Below are 15396 nucleotides of genomic sequence, written 5' to 3'. Positions count from 1 at the left end.
CTAGTATAACGGCTCCTCATAGACCGGCTCGCCGTCGAGCAGCAGCCGCTTGATGGCGGCGCGGCCTGAGGGGAGTACGGCGGCGACGACCCGGAGTTTCTGCTGGTTGCGGGCCTGCTCGAGCTTCTTGCCCTCGCCTTCGGGCACGAAATAGCTTTCGAGACCGTATTTGATCGCCAGTTTCTCGCAGAAGACGCGCGAGCCGGAGCCGCAGGTTCCGCCGTAAGAGGAGACGCGGCCGCGGATCAGCACTTCGGGAGCCGTGACCGTGACGGGCTCGGCATGCACCGAGACGGCCTCGTAGAGACCATTGGCATTCGGCGCGAGCTTGACGAACACGACGGGCTTGCGCTCGGCCGCCGGCTGTCCAGCGAGCGTGCCCGCCGGCAGTTGCGAGATGTCGTAGCGGAGCACGACATAGTCGCCGCGTAGCAGATCGCGGGGATCGACCGGCTGCGTCTGCAACGTCACCTCACGGCCTTCGCGCAGGATCTGCATGCGATCGGCGACCATCAGCACCAGCAGCACGCATTGAAGCAGGACGGCGACACCGAACAGCACGGCTTTCGGGATGCGTTGCCAGAGTTTTGTCACGGACGCGGTCAACTCCATCATCGCTGGGCCCTCGGCAGCGCGCGATTGAGCGCGGTGGCAAATACGACGGCAACAACACCGGCCGCGGCAAGGAAAGCCGAGCGGCGCAGCAGCGATCCCTTCACCGCCCAGGTGATGCCCGCGATCACGCCGGCAATCCCGAGCCAGCCGGCAACGATCCGCGGACGCACATCATCGAGCACACCGGAGACAACAAGGCACAGCATGGCGCAGAGCAGCGCGGCATAGGCGAACCAGGGCTCGCCGGCCGTGGATGCCGGCCAGATCGGCGCCGCGAGCAGGACGAGTCCGATCGAACATGCCGCAAGGATTTCACCTGCACGCCTGGTGACGCCGGCAGACGCAAGCGCGAGGATCACGCCCGCGGCCCCGCACAGGATCGCCCAAAGTGGCTGGGCCGGCACCGTGCTGTTCCGGAAGCGGATGATGTCGTCCACCGTTGTCACCTCCAGGCAAGCGACGGCCGCCAGCGAAAACGCTCCGTAGATCGATAAAACGGTCCCGAGACGCCGCGCCCTCGGCGACGGCACAGCGGCGATTGCGAGTCCGGCGCCGAACAGCAAGGCGGCGCCGTTCGCGAGCACGAACGACGGCTGGGCACCGTCGAGTTCGAAGCGGAGCGAAGTCGCGATCCACCACGGAAGCAGCGCGACCGCGACGAGATGGGCCGCCACACGGGAATTCCATGCAAGCGCGAGCGCGGCGGCGATCAGCCAGACCGCCACGAACGGAAGATGCAGGACATCATGCGCATCATAGTTGCGCATGCAGGTCCAGATGCAGGCCGCGACGAGGGCGACCGCAAGCGCGCCGCGCGATCCGGTCAGCAGTGCGGCGGCAAATGCTCCGATCGACCACAGCAGCATGCCGCCGGCGAAATCCTCGCCGAGATGATACATCTGGCCGACCAGCGCGATGCCCGCGCCGAAGATGATCGCACCGATGCTCGCACAGAGATCGGCGAGAACATTGCGGCCCGTCGCGGCAAACCACGCTCCGAGGCCGCCGGCGACGACCATGCCGGCGATCAGGATCGCGAACCGCAGCAGCCGCGCGATCTCGGTCCAGTGCGCCGCGACGAAGGCGAGGAAGGCGGCTGCGATCAAGAGGCCGCCGACGATGGCAACGACGACGGCGATGTTGATGCCGGGCGAGAGCGGCGGCAGCGCGCTGCGGATGGAGGTGGCCGCCGCCGGCGCGATCACGCCGTCGGCTTCCCATTGCGCAAGATCAGCCTCGAGGCGCTGCCGATAGGTTTTGTCGAACATCGTCGTGAAACACCTCGCTCCCTGCCGGTTGGCGGGATGCTGTTGGTCGGGCCGCGACGGTAGCAGGTTCAACCTGTCACCGCTCTGGTTGCGGGGGGACCGGGCGCGTGCCCCCGCGCGACAGCGGCTTCGCGTTCACGGTCGAACCGAGTGAGTAACCGGCCGTCATGATGATGACCCGTCATGCAGAAACTGACGAACTCGAGGCAGGACGAGATCGACCGCACTCAGTTCGGCTTCATGGGTCAGGCCGTCCAGGATCACGAGCTGTACTTTGGTCGACTGCAACGCAGTCCCGATGGTCTGCGCGTTCCCGAGCGCGGGAACTTCCATTTCGCGGGCCACGCCCAGCGTCGCCGCCTCGATATCCAGCGTGCGTAGAATATGACGTCCGGCGATTCATTGGTCAGATCGTTCAAGCGTAACCGCGCGCGAATTTTGATTTCACGCAACAATTCATCGCACGTGCTTGGGAATTCGAGCATCGCAGCGCCCGACGAGAATACGGTGTTCATGACAACCCCGATGAGGCGTCCGACACTCCCGCTATTGCCGAACAAAGGGCTCGTCATCGTTGGCCTTCCCGGATGCCGATCGAAGGATCGTATCGCCGGAAGAAAACGGACAACCTCTCGAAGGGTGAGAGCCTCTTGTGCGGGAAGGCGCCCCTTCGGCACCTGCGCGAGGTTATAAGGTCGTCTTCAAAAGGACGCAAGCTGGTCGGGACGGCGGGCCGTGACGACTTTGAACCTTCCGTCCCCACGTATCGGCAGTCTACTGCAAAGGGATTCGCATGACGCCAACTCACGCACTGACGTCCATCCTTCCCTGCAACGACCTCGACGCCTCGGAGAAATTCTACGCCCGGCTCGGTTTTACGCGCGCGGACGGCGACAAGCCGGAGGACGGTGAGGACAGCTATCGCATCCTCTCCGATGGAAAGGGCGGCCATCTCCATCTCACCGATGCCGTCGAAGGCTGGCTGATCAGAGGCCGCAACCCGTTCGGTCTCTATCTCTACACCGAGGCCGTCGACGAACTCGCGCGAGAGTTTTCGGGCGAGTTGGCCAACGGACGGGGGCCGGAGGACACGCCGTGGGGAATGTACGAGTTTGCGCTGTCGGACCCGGACGAGACCCTGGTCAGGATCGGCTGGCCGTCACGGCTCCGTCAGAACAAGCAAGCTTGAGCGGCGGAGAGGAAGGCCTAGGACGTGGACTCATTAGCGCCAAGCCATAGCCTGATTGAAGCGAGTTGGACGAAGGCGAGATAGTTGGCGGCAAGCTTGTCATAACGCGTCGCCACACGACGGCATTGCTTGATCCTGTTGAAGAAGCGCTCAGTGCTGATGCACGCGGACAATCGACGTGTCGCAGACGCTCTTCTTACGTGGAGTAGCAAGCACCCAGCGTGTCGATGATGCGGCCCCAGAGACCAGCCCGTCACCAACGGACGATTCTCCTCTTCTGCGCCCGGATTTATTCCGACTTCGTCGTTGCCCTCTTTATGGTGCTGTCGCGAAGCGATCGGTGGCGCGCACCAGTTGATCGAGGATACCTGGCTCCGACCAAGCATGACCTGCACCCTCGACCAGATGGAATGCGGCATCAGGCCACGCCCTATGCAGCGCGTACGCATATCGGGCTGGACAGGGCATGTCGTAGCGGCCGTGAACAATGGCTCCCGGGATACCGCGGAGGCGGTGAGCGTTGCGCAGAAGTTGCCCATCCTCCAGCCAGCAATCGTGAACGAAATAGTGGTTCTCCAATCGCGCAAACGCGAGCGCAAATTGGTCGTCGCCAAACGATGTCGAGAATGCTGGATTAGGCAGCAGCGTGATCGTTTCGCCCTCCCAAATAGCCCAAGCCTTGGCTGCCTCGAGCTGGGTGGCTCGATCGTCGCCCGTCAGCCGGCTGCGATACGCCGCAATCATGTCGCCTCGCTCGCTCAGGGGTATCGGTGCCTGGAACTTTTCCCACTTCTCCGGAAAGATCTCTGAAACGCCGAACTGATAGTACCATTGCAGCTCCGCCTTGGTGACGGTGTAGACGCCACGGAGAACAAGCTCGCTGACGCGGTCGGGATGCGTTTCTGCATAGGCTAACGCGAGAGTCGATCCCCACGAGCCACCGAACACGAGCCATTTGTCGACGCCTGCAAGTGCACGCAAGCGCTCGATGTCCGATACCAAATGCCAAGTCGTATTCGCTTCGAGCCCCGCATACGGAGTTGATTGCCCACATCCTCGCTGATCGAAGAGCATGACATCATATCGATTGGGATCAAACAGACGCCTATGTTCAGGGGACAAACCTCCGCCCGGTCCGCCGTGCAGGAAGACCGCCGGCTTCGCGCCCGGCGTCCCCACCCGTTCGTAATAAACCCGGTAACCTTCTCCAACGTCGAGGGTACCAGCGCTATAGGGCTCGATGGGTGGGTACATCGACCTCAACTGACTCATACGGCCTCCGTTTGGCACCACGAGGTTCGATTAGCACGCCGCGATCATGGTGGTTTCGGTTATAGGAGCAAAGCGGACGAAGCCACCAGTCACATGACGCACCGGGTTTATGGGTACGCGGCCTAATTCGCCTTGATGCCGGCCTCGCTGATGAGCTTGCCCCATTTCGTGCTCTCGCTCTGAATGAAGCGGCCGAACTGCTCCGGCGAGGTCGGCGCGGGCTCTGCGCCGAGGGTCCGGATTTTCTCGGCCACCACCGGGTCTTTCAGGGCTTTTGTGAAAGCCTCGTTCAGCCTGCTGATGACGTCCGCGGGCGTGCCTGAGGGAGCAACGAGCCCGAACCAGCCTACGGATTCAAAGCCCGCAATACCGCTCTCGGCAAGGGTTGGCACATCGGGCAAGGATGGGAGGCGACGTACCGAGGAGACGCCGACGGCGTTGAGCTTGCCTTCGAGAATCAGTTGCCTCGATGCGGGGATATCCAGCACCGCGAAGGGGACGTGTCCCGCAAGGACATCAACCGCTGCCGGCGCCGTCCCGCGATACGGAACGAGCTCCATGCTGATCCCCGCCTTCTGCGTGAACAGCGCGGCCGTCAGATGCATCGCGGTCGAATTGCCGCCATGCCCGATCGACAGCGCGCCCGGCTTCGCCTTGGCGAGCGCGATCGTCTCTGCGGCATTGCGCGCGGGCACGTCCGCGGACGCGACCAGCACAAAGGGAATTTCCGCCAGCAGGGTGATCGGCGCGAGATCCTTTGGGTCGAACGGCATCGACGAATTGAGGTGCGGGTTCACCGTCAGTGCGCCCGCCGGCGCAACGCCGAGCGTGTAGCCGTCGGGCCTGGCCTGGGCCACCGCGGCCATGCCGATATTGCCCCCTGCCCCGGCGCGGTTCTCGATCACCAGGCTCTGCTTGAGCTCCGCGGTGACCAGCGGCTCGAGCGCACGGATGACGGTGTCGGCGCTGCCGCCGGGCGGGAAGGTCACGATGATCTTGATCAACTGGTCCGGATAGGCTGCTTCACCGGCCTCCAGCGGCAGCACGGCGAAAGTCGCGGCCGTCAGCGCGGCCAGAATGCGGCGCCTTGCAACGTGAAACAATTTCTCCTCCCCCATTACGTATTCTTGTTTGTAGGCCAACCAGGCTGCCGTGCCGTTGGCAGGCAGCCTGCTATTCGATCACGCCGCAGCGCCTGTGATGCGCGCCAGCAGGCCTTGCGGATCTTCGGGCGCGGCCTGCCCGCGCCAGGCGATGTGCTGGTCGGGTCGTGCCAACACGAGCTTCTCGGCATAGGCCCCGTTCGCCTCATCCGGCGCGATGTCGATGAGCGCGAGCGGCATGCCGCGCTGTTCTGCGGCTGAGAGCAGCCGCGCCACATCGATTGCCGGGTCGAACCGCAGCAACGTGTAGCCGGCTCCGAAGGCGTCGTAGAGCGATCGTCCGTCGCGGAGAAACACATGCGGCGCGCGGGCGCCCGGCACGGTGGAGGGCGTAAAGCTTCCCATCGCGTAGGCCGGCGGGGTTTCGCCGTCATAAGCGATGATCGGCGAGGCATCGTAGTAGTAGCCGAAGTTGAGGCCCGCGCAGCAATATTGCTGCACGTTGAGATCGTAGGCCGCTCTCGCAAGCGAAGCGCGCGCCGCGTGGCCGCGCGGCGTGTCATCCTCGATCTCCGTGGACACGCCGCCGCGCTGCGCCATCATCTTCATCGCATGATCCATGGCAAAGCGCGACACCTGGTCGGTGATGGGCTGGCGCTCCGCCTCATAGGCATCAAGGATCGCAGCCGACGCCCATCCGTTCAGACGCGCGGCCAATTGCCAGCAGAGATCGACGGCATCAGCAATGCCCGCGTTCATGCCGTAGCCCGCATAGGGCATCCACAGATGCGCGGCGTCGCCGCAGATGAAGACCCTGCGGTCGCGGAAGCGATCGGCCACCAACCGGCGCCCGACCCAGTCCTCCTTGCTGAGGATTTTGTACTCGAACCGCTCGTCGACGCCGAGGATGGCACGGATCGACCAGTCGCGATCGACCGAGTCGAACTCAGGCTCGTCGGGCCTCAGATGATTATGGATCAGCCAGCGGTCGTGGCCGTCGATCGCAACGGTGGTGCCGGAACGTCGCGGGTTGAGCGAGAGCACCATCCAGGCCGGCTTGTGCGCGCCCATCAACTCCTTCAGTTGCGGCGCTTCGATGAAGGTTGATTGCACCCGCTGGATCACCGGCGTGCCGGACAGGCTGGCGCCGATCGATTTGCGGACGAGGGAGCGGCTGCCATCGCAGCCGACCACGAAGTCGGCCTCGATGCGGAGCGCGTCTCCACTGTCGAGGTCGCGACCTAGCGCGACCACACGATCGTCGTCCTGCTCGATATCGGTGATTTCCGTGCGCGCCAAAATGGTGATGCGCGGTTGAGCGGCGGCGTGGCTGAACAGGATCGGCTCGAGATAGACCTGGTTGATACGGTGCGGCGGCTCGGGCGTCGGCCACCAGGTGTCGGGGCCGCCGGTGGCGCTGTAGCGGCGCGCGCGCGAGGGAATGTCGATACGGCACAGCTCGATACCGGTCGCCGTGGTCCGATAGGAGCAATCGTTCGGGAAGTCCGCGGGCAGGCCCGCGTCGCGCAGCTTTGCGGCGACGCCCAGCCGGCGGAAGATTTCCATCGATCGCGCCGAGACGTGATTGCATTTGACGCTGGGCGGATCGCCGGCGTGGCGGATCTCCGCGACGACGACGTCGATCCCGCGCGAGGCCAGATCCATGGCCGCGGTCAATCCCACGGGCCCGGCGCCCACGACCAGCACCTGTGTCCTCATGCTCGTTTCCATCCCCTTGCATCATCGCGGATTCGTTGCCCGCGCAGTATGCATTTTATTGCAAGGCCTCTTATGCGATAAGTCGGAAAGAACTCATCAATTCATGAGAATTAGCTATGAATGTCACCTTGCGACAATTGCGGGCCTTCACCGGCGTGTATCGCACGCGCAGCATCACGCGGGCCGCCCGCGAGCTGGGCATCACGCAATCGGCGGCGAGCCTCCTGATCCAGCAGCTCGAAGTGCAGCTCGGCGTGAAGCTGTTCGATCGCTCCACGCGTTCGGTGCAGCCGACGCTGGCCGCCGACGAGGCCTTTCACGCCGCCGAACGCATGCTGAGCGATGCGCTGGGCCTGTCACGGCGCATGCATGACCTCGCGCAGGCGCGCGCAGGCCGCGTCGCGTTCGTCGCGTCGGCGGGTGCCGCTTCGGCACTGCTGCCGCAGGTTCTCGCGAAATTCCGCGCAGGCCATCCCGAGATCGACATCGACATGCGCGACGTCGCCGCCGACGATCTCGTTCCGCGCCTGATCGCAACCGATGCCGAGTTCGCGATCGGCAGCGTCGAAGGTGAGTTCGCGGAGATGACGATCGAGACGCTGACCCGCGGGCGGCTGAGCGCGATCGGCCGTCGCACCGCCGACTTCGCCGCGCGGCGCGCACTGACATGGGACGAACTGGCGCAGCTTCCGACCATCGCGATGCGGCGCGAGACGCGGATCCGCATGCAGATCGATCACGCCCTCGGTGCGCAGGGCAAGCACCTTTCTCCAACCTATGAGGTCACGCTGATCAACACCGCGCTCGCCATGACAGCACAAGGCCTCGGCCTCGCCATCCTCCCCGCAACGATGCTGCCCGCCGATCAATTCCCGACGCTGATCGCAAGACCGCTGATACGCCCGGCGATCATCCGCCCGGTGTCGCTGCTGCAGCGTCAGGGACGCACGCTGTCGCCGGCGGCGCAGGCGTTTGTGACGACGGCTCGGACGGTGCTGGCGGGGTCGTAATCCGCAGGCCGCTGCTCGGGCTACTCCGCGAGATTATGCTGCTGCCAGCGCAGCAGATAGGCCTGCAATCGCCAGATCAACGCGGACAGCGCGACGCCGACCAGCATCAGCACGACGACGGCGACCATCATTCCCGATGCCTCCGCCCGCGCCTCGGATTCGATGATCAGGCGGCCGATTCCTCGTTCCGCGCCGATGAACTCGCCGACGATCACGCCGATCAGGGCGAAGGAGATCGCAGGCGTCAGCGAGGCGAAGACCCAGGCCATGGTCGAGGGGATGACCACCGTGCGGGTGATCTGCCACTCGCTGGCGCCGAGCAGCCGCGCTGCGTTGACGAAGCCCTCGTCGATCGAGCGCGCCCCTTCGAACGTATTGAAGAACACCAGGAAGACGACCACGATCCACGACGTGACGATCTTCGAGGTATCGCCGATGCCGAAGGCCAGCACGATGATCGGCGCCAGCGCGATGCGGGGGATCGAATTCACCGCCGTGATGAACGGCTGGAAGATCGCGCTGAGCCGGTCCGAACGGCCGAGCACGAGGCCCGCGGCAAAGCCGCTGCTGACGCCGGTGACGAAACCGAAGAACGTGTTCTTCAGGGTGACGGCGGTCGCGATCCAGAGATTGTTCTCGGATCGCGCCATGCAGCGGGTGAATTCGCCATTGAACCAGCCGTTGAACACGCCGAGCTTGGACTTGAGGCAGCTCAGGATCAGGAAGTGCTCGAAGATGTCGGACGGCTTGGACACGAAATAGGGGTCGAGCAGATCCGGCACCAGCCAGGGAAGGCGGCCGTGCAGATCGTACCCCCACTGCCAGATCGACAGGAAGCCGATGCAGATCAACATCTGCCATGCGAACGTTCTGCCGGGGCGGCGCGCGCGCCTCATGGCTTGCGGCCCTTGATGAATTCCTCGCCGAGCGAGTGCCAGATCAGCTGAAACAGCTCGGCGTAACGCGGCGTCTCCCGGATCTTCACGGCATTGCGCGGGCGGGCGAAATCCACCTCGAAACTCTCCTTGATCCGGCCCGGCCGCGCGGAAAACAGAATGATGCGGTCTGCCAGCGTCAGGGCCTCGCCGAGATCATGGGTCACGAACAGCACGGTCTGCTGCTCGCGTTCCCAGATGCGAAGCAGCACATCGTGCATGTCGATCTTGGTGTGGGTGTCGAGTGCGCCGAACGGCTCGTCCATCAGCAGAACCTGCGGCTCGACGACCAGCGTTCGCATCAAGGCGGCGCGCTGGCGCATGCCGCCCGACAGCGCCGAGGGATAGGCATTGTCGAAATCCTGCAGCCCGGCTTGCGCCAGGCAGGCACGGACACGATCCTTTCGCTCCGCCGCCGGGACACCCGCCAGTTCGAGGCCGTAGCCGATGTTGTCGGCGACGGTGCGCCAGGGAAACAGGGTGTCGCGCTGGAACACATAGCCGACATTGGGCGTCGCCTGTCCGGGGACGACGGGCGTACCATCAATCAGGATCTGACCGCTGGTCGGCTTGACCAGGGTTGCGATCATGTTGAGGACGGTGCTCTTGCCCGAGCCGGATGGCCCCAGCAGGGCGACGAATTCGCCGCGCCGGACATTGAAGGAGACGTCGCGCACGGCCTCGATGGCCGTACCCGCCAGCTGGAACGTCTTGCACAAACCGCGCACGTCGATGCGCCGCGTCTCAGGCGGCGCATCGACGTGCGGCGTGTGTAAGGCCTGGATCGTCAAGCGGGATAGGCCTTGCGTGCCGCTTCGATGAAGCTGGTGTTGACAACGTCGGCCATCGCGAGCGGCTTGATGCCGGTCATTTCACGAAACCAGACCTTCTGACCGCGCGCGAAGCTGGCGGCATCGATGATGCCTTCGTAATCGGTGACCTTCTTCATGACGCCGCTGTCGAAGATATTCGCATCGCGCGACGTGCTTCCGACGTAAGGCTCGATCATATCATAGATCTCTTCGGGAGAGTGCCCCTTGATCCACAGGGTGGCGCGCCACAGCGCCGTGACGAACGCCTGCATCTTCTGCGGGTCCTTGTCGATGGTCGCCTGCAGCGTGAAATGAGACGTCACCGGGACCTTGCCGCCGATATACTTGGCCCAGACTGCCTCGTCCGTTCCATCGAACAACAGCGCACCCCAGCCCTGCTCCACTGAATCCTTCAGGATCGATGGCGAGTTGATGAGAACATCGACCTGCTTCGTCTTCAACGTGCCCATCATGGTGTCGACATTGCCGGTGCCGATCCAGGTCACCTTGTCGTCCAGCCCCATGGTTTCCATGTAGTAGGACGCCCAGACGTGGTTGGTGCCGCCCAGCGACGACACCGAGACGATCGGCTTTCGTCCGTCAGGCCGCTTCCACTTCGCCAGCGCCTCCAGGGTGGTGATGCCCTGATCGAACAGATCCTTGCGGATGATGAAGATCGCCGCGTTGCTTCTTGTATCGACCGGCATCAGGACCCGCGCGCTGCGGCCGTGATTGCTGAGCTGCATCGGGTGGGTGATGTCGCCGATACCGATATCGCCCTGGGACGAAGCGATGATCTCGCGCGTCTTCACGCCGCTGCCGCCCTGGATCAGCTTGCAGTCGAGGCCGGCCTCTTTGAAGAATCCGGCCCGGTCGGCGACGAATTGAGACTGATAGACCGGAATGGCCACCGGATAGATCACGCGGCCCGACGGGGTATCCGCCCACGCCCGTCCTGCCGCCATGGACGCACCGGCGCCGGCGACGATCGTCAACGCGGCCCGTCTGGTGACCCGAGTCCTCATCACGCGTGCTCCCTCTCCTTGCCGACCACCTTGTCGAGCGCGTTCAGAACCGCATCGCCCATCTCCTGGGTCGAAAGTCTTTTTGCGCCGGGTTCGGCGATATCGGCCGTTCTTGCGCCGGCAGCCAGCGCCGTATCCACGGCCTTCTCCAGCAGCGTGGCATCATCGGGCCGATTGAGGGTGATGCGCAACATCATTGCGACGCTGAGGATCGAGCCGAGCGGATTGGCGATGCCCTTGCCCGCAATATCAGGCGCGCTGCCGTGAACCGGTTCATAGAGCGCCTTGCGGCGGCCCAGCCGGTCCGGCGGCCCGAGCGAGACCGACGGCAGCATGCCCAGCGAGCCCGAGGCCATCGCGGCGCAATCGGAGAGAATGTCGCCGAAGATATTGCAAGTCACCATGACGTCGAACTGCGACGGCGCCCGCACGATCTGCATCGCAGCGTTGTCGACATAGAGGTGTGTCAGCTCCACATCGGAGAATTCCGCCTGATGCAGCGCGGTGACCTCCTCGCGCCACAGCACGCTGGTTTCCAGCACATTGGCCTTGTCGACGGAGCAGACCCGGCCTTTGCGCGTCCGCGCCAGTTCGAACGCGGTTCGCGCCACCCGGCGAATCTGGCTGGTGGTGTATTGCTGGGTGTTGAAACCGCGGCGCTGGCCGTCCGGCAGCGTTTCGATGCCGCGCGGTTCGCCGAAATAGATGCCGCTGGTGAGCTCGCGGATGATGATGAAGTCGACATCCTTCAGCACCGGGGCCTTGAGCGGCGCGGAGTCCGCCAGCGCCGGATTGGCGACGATGGGCCGGAGATTCGCATAAAGGTCGTACTTGCTGCGCAACGACAGCAGGCTTCCCGCCTTGCGCGCTGCCGGAGGGACCTCAGTGGTTTCAGGACCACCCGTCGCGCCCCAGAGTATCGCGTCGGCCTCCTCCATCGCCTCGACGGTGTCGTCCGGCAACACCTTGCCCGTCGCGAGATAGGGGATGAGACCGTATTGCGCTTCGCGCAGCGCCACGGGAATGCTGCGCCTCGCCGAAAACCATTTGAGAATGCGGTGAGACTGGTCGGTCACTTCAGGACCGATGCCTTCACCGCCGACCACGGCGACCTTGATCATGTTCGAGAGCGTGTTCATGCCAATTGTCCTGCCTGATGTCCTGCAAAGTGAATCCACGGCCGCGCGTCGCGGTCGGATGCCTGGAATGCGCGGATCTCGTGGTCGCGCCGCAACGTCAGCGAAATCTCATCGAGGCCTTCGAGCAAACCCGCACGCCGGCGCGGATCGATCTCGAAGACGTGCCGTACGCCCGATGGCGAGGTAACCGTCTGCTCCTGCAGATCGACGCTGACACGTCCCGCGCCCTGGCTCGCTTCGATCTCCGCGGCGAGGCCGTCGATGACGGCCTTGTCCAGCACCACCGGCAGGATGCCGTTCTGGAAGCAATTGGCGAAGAAGATGTCGCCGAAACCGGATCCGATGATGGCGCGGATGCCCATCTCCTGCAGCGACCACACCGCCGCCTCCCGCGACGAGCCGCAGCCGAAGTTCGGTCCCGTCACCAGAATTTCCGCTGCGCGATAGGGCTCGCGATTGAGGATGAACTCCGGATTATCCGAGCCATCAGGCAAATAGCGGAGCGAACCGAACGCCCATTTTCCGAGACTGCCGCGGACGGAATTTCCGATCATGCGGTTGATGCTGATGATGACGTCCGTATCGACATTGGTGCGCATGATCGGCGCCGCAGTCGCGGTCAGCTTGGTGAAGGCTTGCGGCATCTAGCGCTCCATCGTTCGGACGTCGGCGATGGCGCCGGACACCGCCGCCGCCACGGCCATGGCCGGGCTTGCCAGATGGGTGCGGGCACGCGGCCCCTGCCGGCCGATGAAATTCCGGTTCGACGTCGACACCGAGCGCTGGCCGGGCGGCACGGTCTCGCCGTTCGCGGCGAGGCACATCGAGCATCCGGGCTCGCGCCATTCAAAGCCCGCGTCGATGAAGATCTTGTCGAGCCCCTCGGCCATCGCATCGCGCCTGACGGTCTCCGACCCCGGCACGACCCAGGCCCGCACGCCTGGCGCAACCTTGCGGCCGCGCGCGACTTCGGCCGCGGCACGCAGATCGCTGAGGCGGCTGTTGGTGCAGGAGCCGATGAAGACCCAATCCACCGGCGTGCCGGCGATCGGCGCACCGGGCTTCAGGCCCATATAGTCGAGCGCGATCTCGATCGCGCCGCGGCGCGCGGGATCGGCGATATCAGCGGGATCCGGGATGCGGCCATCGACACCAAGGACGTGTTCGGGACTGGTGCCCCAGGTGATCTGGGGGATGATGGTTCCGACGTCGATCGACACCTCGCGATCGAACATTGCGTCGCTGTCGCTCCGCAGCGTCCGCCACGCCGCGACGGCCCGCTCCCACATCTCGCCTTGCGGCGCATAGGGACGGCCGCGGATATAATCGAACGTCGTTTCATCCGGCGCGATCAGCCCCATCTTGGCGCCGAGCTCGACCGACAGATTGCAGATGGTGAGCCGCCCTTCGATCGGCATGTCCCTGATCGCACTGCCGGCATATTCGACGGCATAGCCGGTGCCGCCGGCGGCTCCGACATGGCCGATCAAGGCGAGGATGAGGTCCTTCGCCGTCACGCCGAACGGCAACCGGCCGTCGAACGTCACCCGCATGGTTTTCGGCCGGCGCTGGATGATGGTCTGGGTCGCCAGCACATGCGTGAGCTCGCTGGAGCCGATGCCGAAGGCGAGCGCGCCAAGCCCGCCATGGGTGCAGGTGTGGCTGTCGCCGCAAACGATCAGGCAGCCGGGCAGGCTGAGACCGAGCTCCGGCCCGATGACATGGACGATGCCCTGCCCCGGCTGGTCGAGGTCGAACAGCCGGATGCCGCTGGCGGACGTCTCGGTCCGCAACGCCGCCAGCAGCTCCCACCCGGTCTTGATCGTGCCGGCACGTCCGGACGCCGTCGAAATCGCATGATCGGGCGTCGCGAAGGTCAGTTCGGGATTGTGGACCGGAATGTTGCGGCTTTTGAGATTGATCAGGCCGCTGGAGCCGCCGAGGTCATGCAGCAGATGGCGATCCACGTGAAGCAGATCGGTGTCATCGCTGACATGGGCGATGACATGCTGGTCCCAGATTTTGGCCAGCAGCGTGCGGCCACTCGTGTCCACGATCCGTCCTCCCCTGTTCGGCATCTGATGTGCCGTGTTGCCGCCGATCATGCCGACCGACAGCGAGCTTGAGAAGCAGGATAGAAGTCCGTCGCGGAAATGTGCAGTGACGGTTGGGCAGGGAGCCATCGCGGCCGGCGATGGCAGGCCGTCGGCAGGAGCGATGTCAGCTTCGGCCGCGCACGACCGTCAGCCGGTCGGAGACGCCGCCCATGGTGAGACGCGCATCATCATGGGTCCGCAAATGCTCCACCAGCAGCTTCGTCACCGAAGGCAACGACTTGTAATCGCGCACGCCGATGACCAGGTCGCGTCGCGCCCAGGACTCGTCGAGCGGGACGGTGACGAGACTGTCGACGCCGTAGCGGTCGCGAACGATCTCGAGCGGCACGATTCCGACCCCCATCCTGGCATCGACGACGCGGAACAGCGCATCGAAACTGCTGACGCGGATGCGCACCTTGAGGTGCTGCCCGAGTGCCGCGGCGGCCCTGACACACAGCGTCTCGATCGAGCTGCCCTTCTCCAGGCTGACGAAGTCGAAATCGACCAGCTCGCGGAAGCGAACGCTATCGCGGCCCGCCAGCGGGTGGTCGCGCGTGACCAGCGCGACCAGGCTGTCGCTGCGATAGGACAGCAGCTCCAGATCCTGCCCGTCGATGTTGCCGCCAAAAATGCCGATGTCGGCCCGGTTCTCCACCACCGCACGCACGATCGCGGGGCTGAGATCCTCCTCGATGTCGATGTGGACCAGCGGATGCCGTTCCAGGAACAGGCTGAGCTCGTCGGCGAGCGCTTCGAGGATCGCGGATTTGTTGGCACAGATCCGGATCAGCCCGCGCTTGCCCTGCCGGTATCCCGTCAGCTCGCTCTCGAGCTTGCTGAGATTTCCCAGGATGATGCGGGCGTGCTCGAGCAGGGCGAAGCCAGCCGGTGTCGGCTCGATCCCCTTCGAATGACGATGCAGCAGCTCGACCTGAAACAGGTCCTCGATATCCGAGACGCGCCGGCTGACCGCGGACGCGGCAATGTTCTTCTTCTCCGCCGCCTTCGCGATGCTCTGCTCCTCGACGATCGCCACGAACAATTGCAGCGTCAGCAGATCGATTTTAGCCGTCATCCGGAATGATCCTCGGGCGGGTCGTCACGAGGGGCATTGTGGAGAAGCTTGGCAGCCAGTCGCAAGTGCGGCGTCAGATTGCGGTCCCCGGGGGGACGACAGCAGAGGCTGCTGGGACGCAGAGAGACTGTCCTT

15 protein-coding genes and 1 pseudogene are annotated in these 15396 nt (G+C 64.5%); 3 read left to right on the top strand and 13 right to left on the bottom strand.

The window, feature by feature from the left end; genetic code table 11:
- Complete coding sequence (locus AB7245_RS02370) at window positions 1-615, bottom strand: GDYXXLXY domain-containing protein (RefSeq protein WP_063980454.1); 615 nt, start codon at window positions 613-615, stop codon at window positions 1-3.
- A complete protein-coding gene (locus AB7245_RS02365; protein ID WP_063980453.1) occupies window positions 612-1883 on the bottom strand; it encodes a DUF2157 domain-containing protein in 1272 nt (423 codons plus the stop codon). Before AB7245_RS02365 ends, AB7245_RS02370 begins: the two co-directional genes overlap by 4 nt.
- Window positions 1884-2066: 183 nt before the next feature.
- On the opposite strand from AB7245_RS02365, the gene AB7245_RS02360 reads away from it, so the two are divergent.
- Both AB7245_RS02360 and AB7245_RS02355 read left to right on the top strand, forming a co-directional pair.
- Window positions 2067-2264 (top strand): hypothetical protein, encoded by a 198-nt coding sequence (locus tag AB7245_RS02360; RefSeq protein ID WP_063980452.1) that lies wholly within the window; start codon window positions 2067-2069, stop codon window positions 2262-2264.
- A gap of 412 nt (window positions 2265-2676) precedes the next feature.
- Window positions 2677-3072 (top strand): VOC family protein, encoded by a 396-nt coding sequence (locus AB7245_RS02355; protein ID WP_063980451.1) that lies wholly within the window; start codon window positions 2677-2679, stop codon window positions 3070-3072.
- 17 nt (window positions 3073-3089) lie between these two features.
- Here the strand turns inward: AB7245_RS02355 and AB7245_RS02350 are convergent.
- From AB7245_RS02350 to AB7245_RS02335, 4 genes and pseudogenes are all read right to left on the bottom strand, one after another.
- Window positions 3090-3224 (bottom strand): annotated as a pseudogene (locus AB7245_RS02350) (IS5/IS1182 family transposase); the annotation flags it as partial.
- A 163-nt stretch (window positions 3225-3387) separates the two neighbouring features.
- A complete protein-coding gene (gene pip / locus AB7245_RS02345) occupies window positions 3388-4344 on the bottom strand; it encodes a prolyl aminopeptidase (protein ID WP_063980450.1) in 957 nt (318 codons plus the stop codon).
- Between the two features lie 122 nt (window positions 4345-4466).
- Window positions 4467-5447: a Bug family tripartite tricarboxylate transporter substrate binding protein gene (locus AB7245_RS02340; RefSeq protein WP_063985999.1), complete on the bottom strand. Its 981-nt coding sequence runs from the start codon at window positions 5445-5447 to the stop codon at window positions 4467-4469.
- A 78-nt stretch (window positions 5448-5525) separates the two neighbouring features.
- A complete protein-coding gene (locus tag AB7245_RS02335; RefSeq protein ID WP_084795325.1) occupies window positions 5526-7166 on the bottom strand; it encodes an FAD-dependent oxidoreductase in 1641 nt (546 codons plus the stop codon).
- Between the two features lie 116 nt (window positions 7167-7282).
- Here AB7245_RS02335 and AB7245_RS02330 point away from each other — a divergent pair, with 116 nt between their 5' ends.
- Entirely contained in the window at window positions 7283-8176 is an 894-nt protein-coding gene (locus AB7245_RS02330) for a LysR family transcriptional regulator (protein ID WP_063980448.1), read from the top strand.
- Between the two features lie 20 nt (window positions 8177-8196).
- On the opposite strand, the gene AB7245_RS02325 is transcribed toward AB7245_RS02330, so the two are convergent.
- The 7 genes from AB7245_RS02325 to AB7245_RS02295 all read right to left on the bottom strand — a co-directional run bounded on the left by AB7245_RS02325 (window position 8197) and on the right by AB7245_RS02295 (window position 15261).
- Window positions 8197-9030 (bottom strand): ABC transporter permease, encoded by an 834-nt coding sequence (locus tag AB7245_RS02325; protein ID WP_231143768.1) that lies wholly within the window; start codon window positions 9028-9030, stop codon window positions 8197-8199.
- Window positions 9031-9068: 38 nt separating this feature from the next.
- Window positions 9069-9902 carry an ABC transporter ATP-binding protein gene (locus AB7245_RS02320; protein ID WP_187387865.1) on the bottom strand — a complete coding sequence of 278 codons (834 nt, stop codon included), beginning with the start codon at window positions 9900-9902 and terminating at the stop codon, window positions 9069-9071.
- Window positions 9899-10948 carry an ABC transporter substrate-binding protein gene (locus tag AB7245_RS02315; RefSeq protein ID WP_063980446.1) on the bottom strand — a complete coding sequence of 350 codons (1050 nt, stop codon included), beginning with the start codon at window positions 10946-10948 and terminating at the stop codon, window positions 9899-9901. Before AB7245_RS02315 ends, AB7245_RS02320 begins: the two co-directional genes overlap by 4 nt.
- Window positions 10948-12087 (bottom strand): 3-isopropylmalate dehydrogenase, encoded by a 1140-nt coding sequence (gene leuB, locus AB7245_RS02310; RefSeq protein WP_063980445.1) that lies wholly within the window; start codon window positions 12085-12087, stop codon window positions 10948-10950. Before leuB ends, AB7245_RS02315 begins: the two co-directional genes overlap by 1 nt.
- Window positions 12084-12731 carry a 3-isopropylmalate dehydratase small subunit gene (leuD, locus tag AB7245_RS02305; protein WP_014490573.1) on the bottom strand — a complete coding sequence of 216 codons (648 nt, stop codon included), beginning with the start codon at window positions 12729-12731 and terminating at the stop codon, window positions 12084-12086. The genes leuB and leuD overlap by 4 nt, the downstream gene beginning before the upstream one ends.
- On the bottom strand, window positions 12732-14165 hold the full coding sequence (gene leuC / locus AB7245_RS02300; RefSeq protein ID WP_439035690.1) for a 3-isopropylmalate dehydratase large subunit: 1434 nt from the start codon (window positions 14163-14165) through the stop codon (window positions 12732-12734). It abuts the gene before it with no gap.
- Between the two features lie 142 nt (window positions 14166-14307).
- Complete coding sequence (locus AB7245_RS02295) at window positions 14308-15261, bottom strand: LysR family transcriptional regulator (RefSeq protein ID WP_063980444.1); 954 nt, start codon at window positions 15259-15261, stop codon at window positions 14308-14310.
- Between the last annotated feature and the right edge of the window lie 135 nt (window positions 15262-15396).

It is taken from the genome of Bradyrhizobium sp. 604_D8_N2_3 (assembly GCF_051810765.1).
Lineage (GTDB): Bacteria > Pseudomonadota > Alphaproteobacteria > Rhizobiales > Xanthobacteraceae > Bradyrhizobium > Bradyrhizobium barranii.
Note: the sequence above shows the minus strand (reverse complement) of the source record. Positions and strands in the feature narration are given on the sequence as shown.